Annotated in this window: 15 protein-coding genes and 1 rRNA gene; 11 read left to right on the plus strand and 5 right to left on the minus strand. The window is 77.4% G+C overall.

Annotation, left to right across the window (positions count from 1 at the left end):
• Both ACI8AK_RS21945 and ACI8AK_RS21950 read right to left on the minus strand, forming a co-directional pair.
• Positions 1 to 61, minus strand: a 16S ribosomal RNA gene (locus ACI8AK_RS21945); the annotation flags it as partial.
• A 368-nt stretch (positions 62 to 429) separates the two neighbouring features.
• Positions 430 to 567 (minus strand): hypothetical protein, encoded by a 138-nt coding sequence (locus tag ACI8AK_RS21950; RefSeq protein ID WP_456958009.1) that lies wholly within the window; start codon positions 565 to 567, stop codon positions 430 to 432.
• Between the two features lie 242 nt (positions 568 to 809).
• Between ACI8AK_RS21950 and ACI8AK_RS21955 the strand changes: the two genes are divergently transcribed.
• The 9 genes from ACI8AK_RS21955 (at position 810) to ACI8AK_RS21995 (ending at position 12492) form a co-directional block, all read left to right on the plus strand.
• Positions 810 to 2930, plus strand: coding sequence for an MMPL family transporter (locus ACI8AK_RS21955; protein WP_456958011.1), 2121 nt, complete (start codon positions 810 to 812; stop codon positions 2928 to 2930).
• 124 nt (positions 2931 to 3054) lie between these two features.
• Entirely contained in the window at positions 3055 to 3933 is an 879-nt protein-coding gene (locus tag ACI8AK_RS21960; protein WP_456958013.1) for a nucleoside hydrolase, read from the plus strand.
• A gap of 53 nt (positions 3934 to 3986) precedes the next feature.
• Positions 3987 to 5267, plus strand: coding sequence for a glycerophosphodiester phosphodiesterase (locus tag ACI8AK_RS21965; protein WP_456903769.1), 1281 nt, complete (start codon positions 3987 to 3989; stop codon positions 5265 to 5267).
• The gene (locus tag ACI8AK_RS21970; protein ID WP_456958015.1) at positions 5264 to 5512 is read left to right on the plus strand and encodes a hypothetical protein; all 249 of its coding nucleotides are present in this window, start codon (positions 5264 to 5266) and stop codon (positions 5510 to 5512) included. The genes ACI8AK_RS21965 and ACI8AK_RS21970 overlap by 4 nt, the downstream gene beginning before the upstream one ends.
• A 130-nt stretch (positions 5513 to 5642) precedes the next feature.
• The gene (locus ACI8AK_RS21975) at positions 5643 to 7727 is read left to right on the plus strand and encodes a SpoIIE family protein phosphatase (RefSeq protein WP_456903765.1); all 2085 of its coding nucleotides are present in this window, start codon (positions 5643 to 5645) and stop codon (positions 7725 to 7727) included.
• 95 nt (positions 7728 to 7822) lie between these two features.
• The gene (locus tag ACI8AK_RS21980; RefSeq protein WP_456958017.1) at positions 7823 to 9421 is read left to right on the plus strand and encodes an FAD-dependent monooxygenase; all 1599 of its coding nucleotides are present in this window, start codon (positions 7823 to 7825) and stop codon (positions 9419 to 9421) included.
• 87 nt (positions 9422 to 9508) lie between these two features.
• The gene (locus ACI8AK_RS21985) at positions 9509 to 10264 is read left to right on the plus strand and encodes a hypothetical protein (protein ID WP_387993966.1); all 756 of its coding nucleotides are present in this window, start codon (positions 9509 to 9511) and stop codon (positions 10262 to 10264) included.
• Positions 10265 to 10418: 154 nt separating this feature from the next.
• Complete coding sequence (locus tag ACI8AK_RS21990) at positions 10419 to 11237, plus strand: AfsR/SARP family transcriptional regulator (protein WP_456903760.1); 819 nt, start codon at positions 10419 to 10421, stop codon at positions 11235 to 11237.
• 52 nt (positions 11238 to 11289) lie between these two features.
• Positions 11290 to 12492: an alpha/beta hydrolase family protein gene (locus tag ACI8AK_RS21995; protein ID WP_456903758.1), complete on the plus strand. Its 1203-nt coding sequence runs from the start codon at positions 11290 to 11292 to the stop codon at positions 12490 to 12492.
• Between the two features lie 10 nt (positions 12493 to 12502).
• Here ACI8AK_RS21995 and ACI8AK_RS22000 read toward each other — a convergent pair whose 3' ends face one another.
• Positions 12503 to 13741, minus strand: coding sequence for an AI-2E family transporter (locus ACI8AK_RS22000; protein WP_456903755.1), 1239 nt, complete (start codon positions 13739 to 13741; stop codon positions 12503 to 12505).
• Positions 13742 to 13921: 180 nt separating this feature from the next.
• Here ACI8AK_RS22000 and ACI8AK_RS22005 point away from each other — a divergent pair, with 180 nt between their 5' ends.
• A complete protein-coding gene (locus ACI8AK_RS22005; RefSeq protein ID WP_456903753.1) occupies positions 13922 to 14911 on the plus strand; it encodes a rod shape-determining protein in 990 nt (329 codons plus the stop codon).
• 17 nt (positions 14912 to 14928) lie between these two features.
• On the opposite strand, the gene ACI8AK_RS22010 is transcribed toward ACI8AK_RS22005, so the two are convergent.
• A complete protein-coding gene (locus ACI8AK_RS22010; RefSeq protein ID WP_456958019.1) occupies positions 14929 to 17982 on the minus strand; it encodes an FtsW/RodA/SpoVE family cell cycle protein in 3054 nt (1017 codons plus the stop codon).
• A gap of 18 nt (positions 17983 to 18000) precedes the next feature.
• The gene (locus ACI8AK_RS22015; protein ID WP_456903749.1) at positions 18001 to 19143 is read right to left on the minus strand and encodes a hypothetical protein; all 1143 of its coding nucleotides are present in this window, start codon (positions 19141 to 19143) and stop codon (positions 18001 to 18003) included.
• A gap of 311 nt (positions 19144 to 19454) precedes the next feature.
• Between ACI8AK_RS22015 and ACI8AK_RS22020 the strand changes: the two genes are divergently transcribed.
• Entirely contained in the window at positions 19455 to 19898 is a 444-nt protein-coding gene (locus tag ACI8AK_RS22020; RefSeq protein WP_387993984.1) for a DUF4383 domain-containing protein, read from the plus strand.
• Positions 19899 to 20200: the final 302 nt, after the last annotated feature.

Raw genomic sequence — 20200 nt, forward strand, 5'->3', positions numbered from 1 at the left:
CTTGCATGTGTTAAGCACGCCGCCAGCGTTCGTCCTGAGCCAGGATCAAACTCTCCGTAGATGCATTCAATCGCTGGCCGAGAACCGAGAGCTAGCACTCTCGATGTCATCAACCAAAGGAATCCCTGCGCTCCACCACACGGTGCAGCGCCGGGGGTTTGTTACTTGGCACTGACTTTCGGCACGCTGTTGAGTTCTCAAGGAGCGGACGCGCTCGAACCCCGGCCTTTCCAGGCCTTCGTTCGAGGCGGTGTCCCCACTGTAACACCGGCTCCGCAACGGTCCGGCCCCACGGGCCCTCCCGGCGGTTTCCCGGGCCTTCCGGCCCGGTCCGTTCTCGCTCGGTGCAGGAAGAACCATACACGCCCCGGAACGGGTCCTGCACGGGGGTCCGGTGAGTCCCGGGCCACACCCGTTCACGGGGGTCGGTCACGGGGGCGGGGCGTCCTCCGTGTCGTCGTCGGACAGGTCTTGCGGCACGCCCTCGGACGGCGCGCGGTGCCGCTCGGGATCGGTCTCGCTCGCCAGCCGCTGCTCGACGTCGGGGGTCTGCTCCGGCTCCGTCACAGGAGCGACTGTCCTCCCCCACTGCCGGCGCCGCAGCGCGTCCGGTGCCGCACGTACCCGGACCAGCGGCGACCACGGCGGGCGAAGGGCCGGTCACGGGTGCGAGGCACACGCCCGGTAGGGCCGCCCGGTGCGATCACCGGGGACCAACGTCGCTGACGGGCCGCCGGGCCCGTCACTAGCGTCCGGCCCGACAGTCCCCGTCCGGGTCCGCCGGCCCGGTGCACCCGGAGGGCCCGGTCATGGGCAGGTCCTACGCGTCCCGTGTCAGTTCCCCGCGCCTGAAGTGGGTCGTCCTCGTCGTCTGGGTGGCGCTGGCCGCCGCGGCCGCTCCCCTCGCCGGCGGGCTCACCGGGGAGCAGGAGAACGACATCGCCGCCTGGCTGCCGCAGGACGCGGAGTCCACCCGGGTGCTCGAGCTCCAGGGCGAGCTCGGCGCGAACCCCGACCTCATCCCGGCCGTGGTCGTCTACGAGCGGACGTCCGGCCTCACCGCGGAGGACCTCGCGGCCGTCCAGGAGGACGTGCGCGCCTTCGGGGAGCTCGACGCGCTCTCCGGCAGCGTGCTGGGGCCGATACCGGCCGAGGACGGCCAGGCCGTGCAGCTCGTCGTCCCCCTGGACGTCGGGCCGGACGGGTGGGAGGCCATCGCCCCGATCGTCGACGACATCCGCGCCGAGGCGTCACAGGCACCCGACGGGCTCGGGACCTGGGTGACCGGACCCGCGGGCAACGCCGCCGACTCGTCCGAGGCCTTCGCGGGGATCGACGGCACGCTGCTGTTCGCCGCGCTCGGCGTCGTCATCGTCATCCTGCTGCTGACCTACCGCAGCCCCGTCCTGTGGGTCCTGCCGATCTTCTCGGCGGTCATCGCGCTGGTCTGCGCCCAGGCCGTCGTCTACCTGCTGGCCCGTCACGCGGACCTGACGGTCAACGCCCAGAGCGCGAGCATCCTCACCGTCCTGGTCGTCGGCGCGGGGACCGACTACGCCCTCCTGCTGGTCGCCCGGTACCGGGAGGAGCTGCGGCTGCACACCGACCGGCACGAGGCCATGACCGAGGCCGTGCACCGGGCCGGGCCGGCCGTGGTGGCCAGCGCCGGCACGGTGGTCCTCGGCATGCTGTGCCTGGTCGCCGCGGAGATGAACTCGACCGCGGGCCTCGGGCCGGTGGCCGCGATCGGCGTCGCCGTCACCCTGGTCGTGCTCATGACGCTGCTGCCGGCGCTGCTGGTGATCTGCGGCCGGTGGGTGTTCTGGCCGGTGCGGCCGGCCTTCGGCAGCGCCGAGCCGAGCGCCACCGGGTGGTGGGCCCGCGTCGGGACCTGGATCCGGCCGCGCCCCCGGGCCACGTGGATGGTCACCAGCGCGCTGCTGCTGCTCGCCTGCTTCGCCGTGTTCCGGCTGGACCCGAGCGGCCTGACCCAGGCCGAGGGCTTCCGCGGGACGCCGGAGTCGATCGCCGGCGAGGAGGTCGCCGCGGAGCACTTCCCCGCCGTCGCCGGCAACCCGGTGGTCGTGGTGACGACGGCGGACGACGCCGACGCGGTCGCCGCCGCCGTGGCCGAGGACGACGGCATCGCCGCCGTCGCTCCCCCGCAGGTCGTCGGGGACGGCGCGCTGCTCGAGGCCTCGCTGGCCGACCCCTTCGACAGCGCGGCGGCCGCCGCCACGGTCGAGCAGCTGCGCACCTCGCTCGACGACGTCGGCGACGGGCAGGCACTGGTCGGCGGGACGACGGCGCTCAACCTCGACGTCCAGACCGCCTCGCAGCGGGACAACCGCGTCGTGATCCCGCTGATCATGCTCGTGGTGCTCGTCGTCCTGGGCCTGCTGCTGCGGGCGCTGGTCGCACCGCTGGTCCTCATCGCGACGGTGGTGCTGTCCTACGGCGCCGCGCTGGGGCTGAGCGCCCTGGTCTTCGGCTGGGTCCTCGGCGTGGAGGCGACCGACAGCTCGTTCCCGCTGTTCGTCTTCGTGTTCCTCGTCGCCCTCGGGATCGACTACAACATCTTCCTGATGACCCGCGTGCGGGAGGAGTCCGCCGACCACGGCACCCGGCGGGCCGCGCTGGTCGGGCTGGCCGCCACCGGCGGCGTGATCACCTCAGCGGGGCTGGTGCTCGCGGCGACGTTCGCGGTGCTCGGCACCCTGCCGCTGACCTTCCTGACGCAGCTGGGCATCGCGGTGGCGCTCGGGGTGCTGCTCGACACGATCGTCGTGCGGTCGGTGCTGGTCACCGCGCTGACCCTCGACGTCGGCCGGTGGATGTGGTGGCCCGGCCGGCTGGCGCACCGCCTCGACGAGCCGGAGGTGCCGCCCGCACCGGCCGCGTCTCCGTCCGAGGCGCCGGCCCGGACCTGACGCCGGCCGACGTCCCGGGACGGCGGCGTTCCGCTCAACGGCACGGGCCTGGGGCACCGGCGGGCACCCGGGGCAGGGTGGACCGGCCCGCGCGACCCGCCGCGGCGGACCGGAGGAGCCCCGGGTGGAGCACGGAGGACGGTTGCGCCTCGCCGAGCAGTGCCGGGTGGTCGCCGACAACGACTGGGCCGGGGACCCCGACGGCCTCGTCGCGCTGGCCCACCACCTGCTGTCCCCGACCAACCGGGTGGTCGCCGTCACCAGCTCCTTCCTCAACCCGGTCTTCGGCCCGCTGGGGTCGACGGCGGAACGGGGCTCAGCGCTGGCCCGGGAGCTGGTCGACCTGGTCGGCGGCCCGTCCCGGCCGCCGGTGCACACCGGCGCGGAGGGACCGTTCGACGGCACGTCGACCTCCGCGGCCTCGGCGGCGATCGTGGCCGAGGCGCGCCGGGACGACGACCTGCCGCTGTTCCTCGTCTGCGCCGGCCCGCTGACCAACGTCGCGGCCGCGCTGCAGGAGGCCCCCGACATCGCCGGCCGGCTGACCCTGGTCTGGGTCGGCGGCGCGCGGGCGGCCGGGGCCGCCGAGTACAACCGGGACACCGACCCCGCGGCCGCCGAGCTCGTCCTCGCCCGGCCCGAGCTGGTGATCCGGCAGTTCCCGCTGGAGACCTACCGGCGCTGCGCCTACTCGGTCGCCGAGCTCGAGCGCGACCTCGCCGGCAGCGGCCGGGTCGGCCGGTGGCTGTGGACCCGCTTCCTCGAGCTCCCGCTGCCCGACTGGATCCGGCTCGGCGGCGTCTGGCCCCTCGGCGACAGCCCGCCGGTGCTGGTCACCGCGCTCGACGACGAGTCGAGCACGTGGACCGAGGCGGCGGGTGGGACCCGGCGGGTCTACACCGACGTCGACACCCGGCTGCTGTTCGGCGACATGCTGGCCAGGCTCCGCCTGCACGAGTCCCGCCAGGCACGCGGTGGGGGCGGGACCGGCCGGGACGGGTGACCGTCGAGCTCGTCGACCACCCGACGGCCGCGCCCGGGGTCCTAGGGTTCCGCGTGGACTTCGCCGACCTGAGCCGGCCGTTCGTCATCGCCCACCGCGGCGGGGCCCTGCAGGCGCCCGAGCACACGATGGAGGCCTACCGGGTCGCCGTGGGCCAGGGGCTGCCGGTCATCGAGCAGGACGTGTCCACCCTCGCCGACGGCGGCCTCGGCGTCATGCACGACGGCACCGTGGACCGCATGACCACCTCCAGCGGCAACGTCGCCGACCACACGTCGGTGTCCTGGAAGCAGCTGGAGATCGACGCCTCGGCGATCCTCGGCGGCGGCTGGCCCGACGGGCTGCGGCCCCCGCTGTTCGACGAGGTGCTCACCGAGTTCGGGAACCGCGTCCTGCTGTGCGCCGAGGCCAAGGGCACGGACGCCATGGACCCGATGACCCGGGCGCTCGACCGCCGCGGCATCCGCCCGGGGGCGGTCCTGCTGCAGTCCTACTCGCTGACCGACTGCCGGCTGGCGCGCTCGCGGGGCTGGCAGGTCATCTGGCTCGGCAGCACCGACGTCGCCCGGGCCGCGGCCGAGGGCATCGGCTGGATCGGCCCGGAGGCCGGCCAGGTCACCCCGGCGGTCTGCGCGCGGGCGCACGCGGCCGGGATCGAGGTGGCGTGTCACACCGTCGACCGCCGCCACCACCGGGACACCGTGGTCACCGCCGGCGTGGACGCGATCTTCTCCGACGACCCCGTGTACCTCGCGGGCGACGCCGCCCGTCGCCCGTCGGACCTGTTCGCCCGGCAGGTCTGGCTGCCGGGGATGCAACCGGACACCGACCGCGGCCGCTTCCACCCCGACGACGCCTCGTGGGGCTCCGCCGGCTCCGCCACCTCCACGCTCATGGGCTTCCTGGCGCCCCCGGACCCGGCCGCGTTCACGCTGGACCTCGACCTCCGCATGGACGAGTGCCACGCCGACGGCCGCACGTCCTGCGGATCGGTCCTGCTGAGCACCGACGACCACCCCCACCTGCCGACGTCGCCGTCGTCCCCTGGTGTCGACGGCTACCGCGTGCTCCTGCGCGCGGACGGCGACGTGGAGGTGCACCGGGTCGCCGACGGCGTCGCCACCCGGCTGGCGTCCTCGACCGGGGGCGAGGCGCTGCGGATGGGCGCCTACGTCGCCCTCCGCATCACCGTCACCCCCGCCGCCCTCGTCGTACGCGCCGGCACCGCCGGGGAGACCGTGACCGTCGCGGACGCCTCGCCCCGCCCCGTCCCCGTCGTCCACCTCGGCAGCGTGTCCGCCGGGGTCCGCTTCCGGAACCTGGTGTTCACGTGACCGATCGACGCCCGACCGACCAGCGCCCGACCGACCAGCGCCCGACCGACCAGCGCCCGACCGACCAGCGCCCGACCGATCCGCGCCCGCTCCCGGGCCACGGCCCCGCCGACCCGGACGGGTACCTGGTCGAGGAGACCCCCGGCGGCTACCGGTGGACCTGCCGCTCCGACGGCCGGACCGGGGGGCCGTTCCCCACCCGCGAGGAGGCCGTCGCCTCCGCCGAGGCCGACCGCACGCCCTGACCCGTCCGGAGCGCTCGGTCCCGTCCCGCGCGGAACGGACCCGGCCGATGCGTGAACCGGGCCGCCGCCCGGGTAAGCGCGGGGCCCCGTGGTGCAACCGCCCCGGGTCGGAACTCCGATGGGTGTGCGCGTGACCGACCACGGCGGAGCAGACGCCGACGCGACCAGGAGGGCGCCCGCCGACGGCCCCGGACCGGACGACGAGGAGCGGCTGGCGCGGACGGTCGGGGACGCCGGCGTCGTCCGCACCGCGTTCGACCAGGTGCCGCTGATCCTCGCCGTGTACGCCGGACCCGAGCACACCGTGGTGGCCACGAACGCGGCGATGCGGTCGTTCTTCGGCCGGGACGAGCTCATCGGGGCGCCGATCCGGTCGGCGCTGCCGGAGCTGGCGGGGCAGCACGTCTTCGAGCTGCTCGATGAGGTGTACGCCACCGGCCGCAGCCGGGTGGCGCGGGAGTGGCGGCTGCAGGTCGACCTCGGCGGCACCGGCGAGCTGCAGGAGGTCTGGCTCGACTTCCACCTGGCGCCGACGCGCGCCGTCGACGGGCGGGTGAGCGGCGTGGCCACCTACGCCTACGACGTCACCGAGTCCGTGCGGGCCCGGCAGGCCGCCCAGCAGCAGGCCGCCGACGCCGAGCGGCGGGCGCGCGACGCCCGCGACGTCGTCACCGCGCTGCAGGAGGCGCTGCTGCCCACCGACCTGCCGGTGCTGCCCGGCGCCCGGATCGCCGCCCGGTACCTGGTCGCCGACCGCGACCAGGTGGCCGGCGGGGACTGGTTCGACGCCATCCCGCTGCCCGGCGGCGGCGTCGCGCTCGTCGTGGGCGACGTCGTCGGGCACGGGGTCGCCGCGTCGGCGGCGATGGGCCAGCTGCGGGCGGTGCTCTCCGACGCGCTGGTCACCGGCGCCGGGCCGGCCCGGGCGCTGGCCCGCGCGGACGCGTTCGCCGCGCGCAGCCCGCGGCTGCGCGCCACCACCGTCGGCCTGGTCGTGCTCGACCCGGACACCGGCGACCTCGCCTACGCCTGCTGCGGGCAGCCCCCGCCGGTGGTCGTCGCCCCCGACGGGTCCACCCGGTTCCTCGCCGACCTGGGCGGCGAGCCGCTGGGCACCGGCGTCCCCGGCACCGCACCGGCGCTGTCGCGCGACACGCTGGCGCCCGGCGAGCTGGTGCTCCTCTACAGCGACGGGCTGGTCGAGCGGCCGCACCGCAGCATCGCCGACGGCATGGCGGAGCTGGCCAAGGTCGCCGCCGACGCCGCGACCGGGCAGGCGCCCCTCGGCGCCGGCGCCGGCCCGGCCGAGCGGGTCTGCCAGCTGACCGTCGAGCTGCTCACCCGCACCGGCTACGACGACGACGTCACCACCCTCGCCGCCCACCGCCTGCCGGAGCCGGTGCCCCCGCTGCACGCCGAGACGACCACCGACCGCGGCGGCATCCGCGGGCTGCGGCGCACGGTCGACACCTGGCTGGACGAGCTCGACCCGGCCGACGACGACCGCGACGCCGTGGAGCTGGCGGTGTGGGAGGCCATCGCCAACGCCGTCGACCACGCCTACCCGCCGGGGCTGCCCGGGCCGGTGCGGGTGGACGCCGCCCTGCTGCCCGACGGCGTGCTGGAGTGCCGCGTCACCGACGAGGGCAGCTGGCGCGACCCGGACCCCGGGGCCACCCACCGCGGCCGGGGGCTGCTCATGGCCCAGCAGCTCACCGACTCCCTGCACGTGCTGCGCGGCGCGGGCCCGGCCGGCGCCGGCACGGTGGTCACGCTGCGGCACCGGCTGCACCGGCCGGCGATGCTCGGCTCCGGCGTCGGCCGCGACGCCGCGCCCGCCGCCCGCCCGCCGTTCGCCGTCGACGTCGCCTCCGGGGACGGGGTCCCGGGCGACGGCGTCCTGGTCGGCGAGGCGCCGGGCGGTGGGGACGGCGGGCCGGCCTCCCGCGACGTGCGGCTGCGGGTGTCCGGGCCGGTGGACGTCACCTCGGTCGAGGCGCTGGCCCGGCAGCTGGCCGCGGCCTCCCGCGGCGGGGTGCTGCCGCTGACGGTCGACCTCAGCGAGGTGACGCTGCTCGCCAGCGCCGGCGTGCAGGTGCTGCACCGGGTGCGCGACCAGCTCGCCGGGCACGGCCACGCGCTGACCCTCGTCGCGCCGCCCGGCAGCGCCGCCCGCGCCGTCCTCGACCTCGTGCACCTGCCCGCCACCGGCTGACCCGCGGCTTCCGCGTTGGAGCCTCCTTGGAGCGCGGCCCGGGACCCTGGCCGCCCCGGGCGGCGGTCCCGGGGACCACCCGGGCGGGAGGCGCCATGGAGGACGTGCTCGTCGTCGGGGCCGGCCCCGTTGGTCTCGTCGCGGCCTGCGAGCTGGCCCGCCAGGGCCTGCGGCCGCGCATCGTCGACCCGCTCGAGCAGCCGACCGACCAGTCGCGCGCCGTGCTGCTGCACCCGCGCAGCCAGGAGATGCTGGCCGCGCTCGGCGCGCTGGACCGGATCGACGCGGCCGCCCGCCGCATCGGCGCGGTGGAGATCCGCGCCGGGGGCCGCCCGCTCGTGCACCTCCCGCTCGGCGGCCTGCCCACCCGCCACCCGTGGGCGCTGGACGTGCCGCAGTCCGACACCGAGGCCGCGCTCGCCGCCCGGGCCGCGGAACTGGGGGTGACGGTCGAGCGCGGGGTCGGGATGGCCGGCCTCACCCAGGACGCCGACGGGGTCGACGTCACGCTGCGCGGCGCGACGTCGGAGGAGCGGGTCCGCGTCGGGTGGGTCGTGGCCGCCGACGGCGCGCACAGCCCGACCCGCAAGGCGGTCGGCACGGCCCTCGCGGGCACCTTCACCGGCCGGCACTTCGTCTTCGCCGACGTCGACGCCGACACCGACCTCCCGCCGGACACCGTGCGGCTGTTCGCCTCCCCGGAGGGCATCTCGGGCCTGTTCCCGCTGCCCGGGGAGCGCGTGCGGCTGATGTTCCTCGTCGCCCCGCCCGCCGAGGGGGTCTCCCCCACCCTCGAGCTCGTGCAGGCGCTGGCCGACCGGCGGATGGAGGGCCGGGTCGCGGTGCACCGGGCCCGCTGGCTCACCTTCTTCGAGGTCCACCACGGGCAGGTGCCCCGCTACCGCCACGGCCGCGTCCTGCTCGCCGGCGACGCGGCGCACGTCCACAGCCCGGCCGGCGGGCAGGGCATGAACACCGGCATGCAGGACGCCGCCGGGCTCGCCTGGCGGCTCGCCCTCGTGGCGCGGGGCCGCGCCGGCGCCGCCCTGCTGGACTCCTACGACGCCGAGCGCCGGCCCGTCGGTGCGGCGGTGATCCGGGAGACGACCGCGCTGACCGCCGCGGGCACCCTGACCGGCGCCCCGGCGGCGGTGCGCAACGCCGTGCTGTCCGCCGCGGGGCGCGTGCCGCGGCTGAGGAGTGCCGCGGCGGCCCGGCTGGCGGAGCTGACGGTCGCCTACCCCGGCAGCCCGGTCGTGGGCTCCGCCGGCCGGGCGGTGGCCCGCGCCGCCCGCCCCGGCCGGCACGCGCCGGACCCGGCCGGCCTCCTGGACGCGGACGGGAGCCCGGTCCGGATCGGCGACCTGCTGCGGCGCCCCGGGCACCTGCTGCTGGTCCGCACCGGCGACGCCGGCGTGCTCGCCGCCCTCCGCGGCACGCTGGGCGACCTCGGCACCGTGGTGCCCGTCGTCCGCGACGCCGCCGACGCCGTCGCCGGTGCCGTCGTCGACCCGCACGACGTCGTCGGCCGCACGTACGGGACCGGCGACGACGGGCTGGTCCTCGTCCGGCCCGACGGCTACGTCGGGTTCACGAGCGTCCCCGCGGACCCCGCGGCCCTGGCGGCCCACCTGGGCGACGCGCTCCGCGTCGCCGCCGCCCGCACACCCGTCCCCGGGGCCGCGGCCCGGTGATCCGCCGGCCGCTGCCGCGGGGGCCCCACGGCGCTCCCGGGCGGGGCAGGATCGCGGACCGTCGCACCCACGCCCGCGGGAGGTGCCGTGGAGCTGGAACTGGAGATCCTGCCGGTGGTCAGCGGCCGGCGCGAGCTCGTCACCTGGCTGGTGCTGGGCTTCCTGGTGACGTTCCTCGTCACCCGCTTCGTCACGCACGCCATCCGCCTCGGCCGGGGGCCGTTCCGGGACGCCAGCGTCGGCGGGGTGCACCTGCACCACGAGGTCTACGGGATCTTCCTGCTGCTGGGCACCGGCACCGTCGAGTTCACCTACCGCCCCGAGGGGGCCGGCGCCGTGCTGGTCGCCGTGCTCTTCGGCGCCGGCGCGGCCCTGACCCTCGACGAGTTCGCCCTGTGGCTGCACCTGGAGGACGTGTACTGGTCCCGGGAGGGCCGCAGCTCGGTGGACGCGGTGCTCATCGCGCTGGTGGTCGGCGTGCTGCTCCTGGCCGGCGCCAACCCGTTCGACGCCGACGACGCCGACAGCGAGGTCGCGATCGCCCTGACCGTCGCGGTCAACCTGGTGTTCGCGCTGGTCGCCGTCCTCAAGGGCCGCGTCGTGCTCGGCGTGGTGGGGGTGTTCGTGCCGCTGGTCGCGCTCGTCGGCGCGGTGCGGCTGGCCCGGCCCACCTCCCCGTGGGCCCGGCGCCGCTACCCGCCGGACGGCTCCCGCGCGCGGCGCGCGCTGCGGCGGTTCCCGCCGGGCCGGCGCAACCGCTGGGACGGCCTGGTCGACCTGTTCACCGCCGTGCCGCGGTCCACGCCGGCCGCGGCGGCCCCGGGCACCCCCGCGACCGGCTGACCGACCGTCCCGCGAGCCCTACCAGCGCGGGCGCCGATGCGGTACGCAGGGCAGCGGCGCGGGGGCGTTCCGCTCGGGAGCCGTGCGCTGCCGCGGCGGGGTCGCCCGCCCGCGGCCGACGACGGCACGGGGGCCGCACGCGAGGAGGCCGACCGTGCCCGGCACCACCTCCCCTCAGCTGTCCTTCCACGACCTGGGCCCGCTCGAGGTGCTGCGCGGGGGGACACCGGTCGCGCTGGGCGGCGCGCGGCTGCACGCGGCGCTGTCGCTGCTGCTGGTGCACGCCGGACGGCCGGTCCCCGCCGACGCGCTGGGCGACGCGATGTGGGGTGAGCGCTCCCCGGGGCGGTCGTCGTCGACCCTCGACTCCCACGTCTGGCGGCTGCGCCGGGCGCTCGAGCCCGGCCGCCCGCCCGGGGCGCCGTCGGCGGTGCTGGTGCGCGAGCCGGGCGGCTACCGGCTGGTCGCCGACCCGGAGTCCGTCGACTCGCGCCGGTTCGCGCGCCTGGCCGCCGCGGCGGCGGCCCTGCTGCCGGCCGGGCGGCCGCACGAGGCCGCCGCGGCCGCCGAGCAGGCCCTCGGGCTCTGGCGCGGGCGGCCCTGGCCCACCGTGGCCGACCGGCCGTGGGCCGCCCCCGACGTCGCCCGCGTCGAGGAGCTCCGCGACCAGGTGCGCGAGGTGCTGGCCGAGGCGCTGATCGCCGCCGGTGCCCCGCAGCGGGCGCTGCTGGAGCTCGGGTCGTCCCTGGCCCAGACGCCGCTGCGGGAGCGCCTGTGGGCGCTGCGCATGCTCGCCCAGCACCGCCTCGGCCGCGCCGAGGAGGCGCTGCGCAGCTACCGGCAGGTCCGCGCGATGCTCCTCGACGAGCTGGGCCTGGAGCCCGGCGCGGAGCTGCGCGGCCTGCACCGCCGGATCCTCGCGGCGGACCCGACGCTGGCCGGCCCACCCGCACCCCGCGTCGCCACGGGGTGAGGTCCCCGGGCGGCTTGGAGCACCGTTGGAGCGGGGACCGGCACGGTGGGACGTGTACTCCTTCTCCAAGCACGCCGACGTCCAGTTCGCCGTCGAGGACGTCCTGGGCGGGACCTGGGCCCGGGCCGCCGACGTCGGGGAGGTGCTGGCCACCGTCGCCCGCGTCCCGGACGGCGACGCCCGCGCCTGGGTGGCGCAGTGGAGCGCCACCGCGGAGCGGCTGGCCGGACTGGCCCGCGACGCCGAGGCGGCCGGTCACCTGCGCAGCGCGGCCGCGCGCTGGCTGCGGGCCGCGGCCTACTGGTCGACGGCGTCGGACCGGGGCGACGCCACCGGGGAGTTCGTGCCCCTGTGGGAGCGCCACCGCGACGCCTGGGACCGGTTCGCCGACCTCACCGCCGCCGTCGGCGACGTCGCCGTCGAGCGGCTGGAGATCCCCTACGAGGGCACCACCCTGCCCGGCTACCTCTTCCGCCCGGGCCCGCCCGGAGAACCGCGCCGCACCCTGGTGCACACCAACGGCAGCGACGGCTCGGCGGTCAGCGCCTGGACCCGCGCGATCGCCGACGCGCTGGCCCGCGGCTGGACCGCGGTGACCTACGACGGCCCCGGCCAGAACGCCGCCCTGGTGCGGCAGGGGCTGCCGTTCCGGCCCGACTGGGAGCACGTCCTCACCCCCGTCGTCGACGCGCTCGTCGCGCGGGCCGACGTCGACCCCGCCCGGATCGCCGTCATGGGGGTCAGCCAGGGCGGGTACTGGGTGCCGCGGGCGCTGGCCTCCGAGCACCGGGTCGCGGCCGGCGTCGCCGACCCGGGCGTCGTCGACGTCTCCAGCACCATGCTCGCCCAGCTGCCCGCGCACCTGGTGCGGCTGCTCGACGCCGGCGACCGGGAGGCGTTCGACCGCGAGATGGGCTGGGCGCTGCGCCTGTCCCCCGCCACCCGCACGATGCTGCAGTGGCGGATGCGGCCCTACGGGGTGAGCTCGCCGTTCGACCTGTTCACCGCCGCCCGGGCGTACCGGCTCACCCCGGAGCAGATCGCGGCCGTCCGCTGCCCGGTGCTGGTCACCGACCCCGAGCACGAGCAGTTCTGGCCCGGCCAGTCCGCCCGCCTGGCCGAGGCGCTGACCTGCCCGGTGACGCTGCTGCCCTTCACCGCCGAGGAGGGCGCCGACGGGCACTGCGAGCCGGCCGCGGCCGGCCTCCGCAACGAGCGGGTCCTCGACTGGCTCGACGACGTCGTGCCCGCCTGACCGCGCGCGGTCAGCGCGGTTCCCTCCGCACCCGCCACCACTGCCCCCTCGGGCGGTGCACCACCGGGACCTCGTCCACGACCAGCTCGTAGCGCCGCCCGTAGGTCTCCACCACCGACTCGACGGCGGCCACGACCGGGATGGCGACCAGCGCGCCCATCGGCCCGAGCAGGCTCACCCCGACGATGACCGAGCCGAGCGCGACCGCCGGGTGCACGTGCACCGTGCGCGCGGTGATCCGCGGCCCGATGAGGTAGTTCTCCACCTGCTGGTAGGCCACGCCGAACAGGACGACCCACAGGGCGTCCGACGGCTGGCCGGCCAGGGCCACGACCGCCGGCAGGCCGATCGCGAGGTAGGTCCCCACGGTGGGGATGAACTGCGACACCAGGCCGGTCCACAGCGCGAGCGGCAGCCAGAACGGCACCCCCAGGACCGCCAGGAAGACCGCGGTGACGAACGCGCTGAGCAGGGCCAGCAGGAACCGGGAGAACACGAAGCCGCCGGTCTTCTCCACCGCGATCTCCCACACGGTGGCGATGACCCGCTGCTGGCGGGGCGGGAAGCGGCGGGAGACGGTGTCCCGCAGGGCGGGTGCCTGCGCGGACATGTAGAAGGCGAACAGCAGGAACGTCAGCGTCTGGAAGATCGCGCCGATCACCGTCGTCACGAAGCCGACGACGCCCGGCGTGAGGTCCTCGACGACCTGCTGGACCCGCTCGGGCGTGAGCCGGAGGGAGTCGACGACGTCGGCCGCCTGCAGCTGCGTGCCGAAGCTCCGGTTGACCGCCTCCACCAGGCTGCGGACGACGTCCGGCAGCGAGGTGACCAGCCCGGCGAGCTGGTCGACCAGCAGGGTGCCGAACGCGGCCACCATGCCGATCCCGAGGAGCACGACGACGAGCATCACCAGGCCGGTGGCGGCTCCCCGGCGCAGCCCCCGGCGGGTGAGGGCGTGCACGGCCGGCTCGATGCTGATCGAGAACATCCAGGCGAGGAACACCAGGCCGAGGAAGCTCCGGAGGTGGGTGAACGACCAGGCCGCCACCTGGTAGGCGGCGGCGGCGAGCAGCACCAGGAGCAGGACCCGGCGCAGCCAGGGCGGCTCGACACCCCACCGGCCGGGTGCCGCGCCGTCGGCCGCGGCGGGGGGCGTCGCCGGGGGCGTCACAGGGGGCGCGGCAGGGGGCGGCGGGGCGGCCGGCGCCTCGCGCCCGGCGGTCCCGTCGGGCTCCCCAGTCCCCGGCACGCAGGCAGGGTAGAGGGGACCGGGACCTCCGGCACGGGCCGGAGGTCCGCGGTCGGCGGGACCTCCGGTCGGCAGGCCCTCCGGTCGGCAGGACCTCCGTCGGGACGCGCCGGGGCATCTGGACCGGACCCGGGCCCGCCGCCAGACTGGCCGGGCACCCCGGGGGTCAGGAGGCACCGCGTGGAGCTCGGGATCGATCTCGGCACCGCCACCACCGTCGTGAGCGACGTGCGCCGCGGGATCCTCTACGACGAACCCACCGTCATGCTCGTGCGCCGCGGCAGCGGCCGCCGGGACCGGGTGCTGGCCGTCGGCCGGGAGGCCGCCGACCTGCTCGGCCGCGCGCCGTCCCGGTACGCCGCGGTGCGCCCCCTCGACGACGGCGTGGTCACCGACCTCGAGACCACCCGGACCTACCTGCGCGCGGTGCTGCGGGCGGCGGGCCAGCGGCTGTGGCGGATGCCCGTCCGCGCGGTGGTCACCGTGCCCGTCGGGTCCAGCTCCCTGGAGCACCGCGCGCTGCTGGAGGCCGCCGAGGAGGCGGGCATCCGGCCGGTGACCGCGCTGGACGAGGCGGTCGCCGGCGCCGTCGGCTGCGGCCTCGACCCGCTGGAGCGGCGGGTGCACATGGTCGTCGACGTCGGCGGCGGGCGGGCCGAGGCCGTCGCGTTCTGCTACGGCGGCGTGCTCGCCTCCCGGACCAGCAAGACCGGCGGGGAGGAGATGACGCTGGCCGTCGCCCGGTTCCTGCGCGAGCAGCACCAGCTGCTGGTCGGCGACCTCGAGGCGGAGGCGCTCAAGGTCCGGCTCTGCTCGGCCGGGGACGAGCCGCTCGTCGTCCAGGGCCGGGACGGCGTCACCGGCCGGCCGCGGCTGGCCACCGTCCCGGCGGCGGAGGTCGGCGAGGCGCTGCGCCCGATCGTCGACGACATCGTGCGGACCCTGGCGCCCTGCCTGGACGACCTCCCGCCGCAGGCCATCGCCGACGTCATGGGCGAGGGCGTGCTCGTCTTCGGCGGGTCCTCCCTCGTCCCCGGCCTCCCGCAGGAGCTCGAGCGGGTCCTCGGCCTGCCGGTCAAGCCGGCCGAGGAGCCGCTGACCTGCGTCGCCGACGGCGCCGCCCGGGCGCTGCGCAACCGGGCGCTGCTGTCGGCCTACGGCCGCCGCTGACCCTCAGGCGCGGCCGGTCACGGGGCCTGCACCGGCTCGGTCGCGAGGACGTCGGCCCGGTGGTCCAGGTAGTGGCGCAGGCCCGCGGACACGACGTCCTTGGCGTTGTTGGCGCCCGTCCCCGGCCCCTGCACCATCGCCGTCACGACGATCTCCGGGGCGTCCATCGGGGCGGCGACGGTCAGCCAGTTGTCGTACTCGTCGTCGCGCAGCCCGCCGTCCTGGGCCGTGCCGGTCTTGCCGCCGACCGGGGCCGGCAGGTCCGCCAGCCGGATCGCGGTGCCGCTGGTGACGGCGTCGCGCATGCCCTCGCGGACCGGGCCCAGCTCGGCGGCGTACGGCAGCGGTGTCGGGGCCGGCGTGGGGACGGCGGTGTGCGACCCTTGCGTCCCGATCGACATGCCCAGCCGCGGTGTGACCAGGGACCCGGTGCTGAGCGCGGCGGTCCACCGGGCGTTCTGCAGCGGCGTCACCGTGATCTCGCCCTGGCCGATGCCGAGGATGACGGTGGACCCGCCGTACCAGGTGCCGCCGTCGGCCTCCACGGACTCCGGCGTGCCGAGGTACCCGGCGGACTCGCCGGGCAGGTCGATGCCGGTGCGCCGGCCGACGCCGAGCGACTGCGCGGTGTCGATCATCGCCTCGGGGCCGAGCGCGACGGCGAGCTTGTAGAAGTAGACGTCGTTGGAGATGGCGATCGACTCACGCAGGTCCATCGGCCCCATCGGCCGCCAGTTGCCGAAGGTGTGCCCGCCGTAGGTGTAGCTGCCCCCGGTCGGGACCACCTGGTCGGGGTCCCACACCCGGTGGGCCTGGTTGGCCGCGGCGACGACGAGCTTGAACGTCGACCCGGGCGGCGCGACCGCCTGCGTGACGTGCTCGAGCGTCGGTGACCCCGGCGCCGACGCGAGCGCCTCCAGCGCGGCGGAGTCGGCCGGCGGGCCGTAGAGGTTGTTGTCGAACGACGGGGCGCTGGCGATCGCCAGCACGTGCCCGGTGCGGGGGTCCATGGCGACGGCGGCGCCGATCTTGCCCTGCGGCCGGGGCTGGGCGCGCAGGGCGGCGGCCAGGCCGGCGTCGAGCTGCCGCTGCAGGCCCAGGTCGATCGCCAGCCGCAGGTCGGCACCGGGCACGGGCTCGACGCGGCCGGCGAGCGCGACGGGCACGCCCGCCGGGTCCACGTACACGCACTGCCGCCCGTTGGTGCCGCGCAGCACCGCGTCGTACTCCAGCTCCAGGCCGGCCCGGCCGACGACCTCGCCGTTGGGCAGGCCGGGCCAGCGCTCCTCCGCCTCGGGCGTGGCCACGCCGACGAAGCCGAGGACCGGGCCGAGCAGCGCGCCCTCCGGGTACCACCGGCGGGGCTCCGGGACGACGACCACGCCGGTGATCCCGGCGGCGGCGATCGTGTCGCCGACGGCCCGGGGCACCTCGGCCACCGGCAGCGACAGCGTGGTGGCCTCCGCCGCGTCCAGCTGCGCCTGCAGCTCGGCGGGCGGGCGGGCGGTCAGGACGGCGAGCCGCTCGACGGCCGCGGCGTCGTCGCGCACGAGGGCGGGCACCGCGAGCACCCGGTCGGCGCCGGTGCCGGCGGCCGCGGCGTCGACGGCCAGGGGCGCGTCGTGCCGGTCGGTGATGGCGCCGCGGGGGGCGGGCAGCCGGATGCAGCGGGTCATCTGCTCCTCGCCGGCGAGCGTGAGCTCCTCGCCCCGGGTGACCTGCATCCGCCAGCCGTAGAGCCCGAAGGCGACGAGCAGCGCCGAGAGGGCGGCCGCGGCCAGCCGGAGCAGCCGCGGGCGCGGGTTGCGCCGGCCCGGCGCCGCCCACAGCCGCCGGCGGGCGCTGTCCCGGCGGACGCCCAGCACGACGCCGATCGCGGCCAGGTGCACGACCAGCGCCGTCCCGCCGTAGCTGAGCAGCGGGAACGGGACGCCGGCCAGGGGCAGCAGCCCGAGGTTCGCGCCCACCGAGACGACGGTCTCGACGCCCATGAGGATCGCCAGCCCGCCGCCGACCAGCGCGGCCTGCGGCGTGCGCGCCCGGCGGGCGGCCAGCGCTAGCCGCCACACGAGGACGACGACGGCGACCACGACCCCGGCGCCCGCGAGCAGGCCCCACTGGCCGACCAGGCTGGCCGGCGCGAGGTCGGTCTGTCCTTCGGGCAGGTACTGGGCGCGCAGCTCGCGGAGCGGGTCGTCGGCCCGCCCGGTCAGCCCGCCGGAGGCCACCGCGATGTGCGCCTGCCGCAGCGCCCAGCCCGAGCCGGTGGGCGACTCGTGGGCGCCGACCAGGAAGGTGCCCAGGCGCTGCAGCTGGTAGGGCTGCATCAGGCTGATCATCAGCGGCGCGGAGACGACGGCCGCGGCGCCCAGCGGCAGCAGGAAGCGCGCCGGCACCCGGCCGAGGACGAGCATCGACGCGGTGAGGACGGTGAGCAGCGCCGTCGTGCTGAGGTCGGGCTGCATCAGCGTCAGCCCGATGGGCACGGCGGCCAGCAGCACGGCCGGGCCGAAGCGCCGCCAGGCCGACCGTCCGGAGCCGAGGACCGCGGCGAGGACCAGCAGCAGCCCGAGCTTGGCCAGCTCGGAGGGCTGGAAGGTGACCGCGCCGAGGACGAACCAGCGGGTGGCGCCCTTGACCGTCACCCCGACCGTGAGGACGCCGACGAGGAAGACGACGGCCGCGGCGTAGGACACCCAGCCCAGCACGCCGAGGTACCGGACGCGGACCCGCCAGAACACCGCGAGGGCGAGCACACCCCCGGCGGCGATCAGGCCCTGGCGCAGCGCGAGCTCGTGCGCGCCGATCAGGTACAGGTTGGCCAGCCCCAGCCCGACCAGCGCGAGGGCGGCGACCACGGCCAGGAGGTCGAACAGCGCGCTGCGGCGTTCCCGGCGCTCCTCCCGGGTCCGGCCCCGCCCGCCGTCGCCGGCCGGCAGCCCGCCCGGCTCCAGCGGGGAGCCCTCCGGGACGGCCCACAGCACGCGGCGCTGGCGCCGGCTCCACCGCCGGGTCGCCCGGGGACTGCTCGCGGCGTCGTCCGGCGGGCCGGCGGGCACCGTGTAGCGCATGCGGGCACTCCCGTCGGGTCAGCGGGTGCGGAGCTCGGGTGGGCAGGAGCCCACGGACAGCGGCGCGGAGGCCGCGGTCGCGGGCGCGTCGGTGACGGCCAGGACCGCGACGGCCGGCAGGGGCGGCAGCGCGACGACGCCGAGGGCCTCGGCCCGCTCCCCTCCCGGCGGGACGGCGACCGTGCCGCCCGGCGCGGTGGAGCTGTCGCCGGTGCAGCGGTCGACGAGCAGGTAGGACCAGGTCACCCGCTGCTCCGCGGTCCCGGGGACCAGCCGCACCTGCACCCGCACGGTGCAGGGCTGCCCCGGCTCGCACGCGTCGAGGCCGCGCAGGTCGACCGCGGTCACGCTGCCGGCCGCGGCCGGGGCCGGCGCGGGGATCGGCACGCCGTCGGTCTCGGGCTCCGCGGTCGGCTCGACGCCGCTGCGCCCGGCGTCGAGGAGCACCTCGACGTCGGCGGCGATCTCGTCCCGCAGCAGGACGACCTCCGCCGTGACCGCCGCGGTGAGCACGACGACCGAGAGCAGCCACGCCCCGACCCGCCGCGCCCTGCGGGACCCCTCGCGCCGGACCGGGCGCGACACGGTGCCGCGGACGGCGGCCGACGCGGCCGCGCCCACCGGCCCGCCCGCCGCGATGGACCGCACCAGCGCGCCGAGCTCGGCGCGGACGGCGCCGCGGTCGATCGCCGCGGCGGCCTCGGCGACCCGCCGCGCGACCGGAGGGACGCCGGCGTCCGGCAGGGCCGCCACCGCCGCGTCGACCGCGTCCAGCAGCGGGTCCTCGGCCTCCGCCGCGCCGGGACGGGACCGGGCGGTGGCCGCGACGTCGGCGAGGACCGCGGCGACGGCCGGACCGGCCGGTGCCGCGGAGGGGTGGAGGGCCACCTGCCCGTCGGTCCCGACCGCGAGCCGGTCGAGGAGCGCGCGGCCGCCGGCCCCGGTGTCCGGCACCGGCAGCTGCGCCGCCTGCTCCAGCACGCCGGTGGACAGCTCGAGGGCCTGCGGCGAGGTGAGCCGGGCGAGGGCGAGCAGGCGGGCGAGCGCGACCCCGCCGGAGGGGACCGGGGGCGGACCGGACGGCCGCTGCTGGGCCGGAGGAGGGGGCGCGGAGCCGTCGTCGAGGCCCCCGGACGCCCGTTCGATCGTCAGGTCTGCCACTGACTGTCACCCGCCCATCCGCGTGCTCAGGATGTCCCCCGGGTCCGCTCGCTCAGGCTGGTGCACGGAGCCCCCGGATGTCACCGGGTCGCCGCACGGCGTCGCACCGGAACCGGCGCGTCGCGCTGGAGGACCGGCGCGTCGGCGCCCGGGACCCGGCGCGTCCCCGGCGCCCCGCGTGCCCGGGGACCTCCGGCACCGCCCGCGCGGCGACCGAGGTCCCCGCTCCCGGTGACCTGCTCCCCTTCCGCCCCGCCCGCGGACGGCGGCGCACTGGGGACCTCACCGCGGACGTCCCGAGGAGGCACCCCATGTCCGCACGAGACCGCACCGCCGGCACAGCCGGGGCCTGGACGTGGCCGCAGGTCGCCGCCCTGGTCGTCGGTGCCGTCTACACGATCGCCGGCGTCGCCGGCTGGTTCGTGACCGGCTTCGAGGACTTCGCCGCCCACACCGGCGACGAGCTGCTCGGCTTCGAGGTCAACCCGCTGCACAACCTGGTCCACCTGGCCATCGGGGTCGCGGGCCTGGCCCTGGCCCGCTCCCTGCCCCTCGCGCGCACCTACGGGTGGCTGCTCGCCGTCGGCTACGGCGCCGCCCTGGTGTACGGGCTGATCGCCATCGGGGAGACCTGGGACTTCCTGGCGATCAACGCCGCCGACAACTGGCTGCACGCGGTCAGCGCCGCCGTCGGCCTGGCCATCGCCCTCGGCCCGGTGCGGGCCGCCGTCGGCCGCCGGACGACGGGGGTGTGAGGCGCCCGCCCGGCCACCGGGCGGGCGACCGGCCGGCACGGGACCCCGCGGGTGCCGTGCCGGCCGGGACGCGCCCGGCGAGGAGGCCGCCACGACGTCCACGAGCCGGGAGCGGGCGCGGGGCCGGACCGGGCCGACCCCTCGGGAGCGGGGCGTGCTCCACGGCCTCGCCTCGGTGCAGGTGTCCCTGGCCGTCGCCGCGTGGGCCGACCTCGCGCGCCGCCGCCCCGACCGGGTCGACGGCCGCCGGGCGGTGCGGGCGGCGGTCACCGCCGTCGACCGGGTGGGTCCCGCGGCCGGGT

The sequence above is a fragment of the Geodermatophilus sp. SYSU D00867 genome (genome assembly GCF_054050315.1).

Bases quoted from the DNA above. Each gene is read 5' to 3' on its own strand.
- ACI8AK_RS21955 (WP_456958011.1), top strand. From the start codon at position 810: ATGGGCAGGTCCTACGCGTCCCGTGTCAGTTCCCCGCGCCTGAAGTGG.
- ACI8AK_RS21980 (WP_456958017.1), top strand. From the start codon at position 7,823: ATGGAGGACGTGCTCGTCGTCGGGGCCGGCCCCGTTGGTCTCGTCGCG.
- ACI8AK_RS22010 (WP_456958019.1), bottom strand. From the start codon at position 17,982: ATGCGCTACACGGTGCCCGCCGGCCCGCCGGACGACGCCGCGAGCAGT.
- ACI8AK_RS22020 (WP_387993984.1), top strand. From the start codon at position 19,455: ATGTCCGCACGAGACCGCACCGCCGGCACAGCCGGGGCCTGGACGTGG.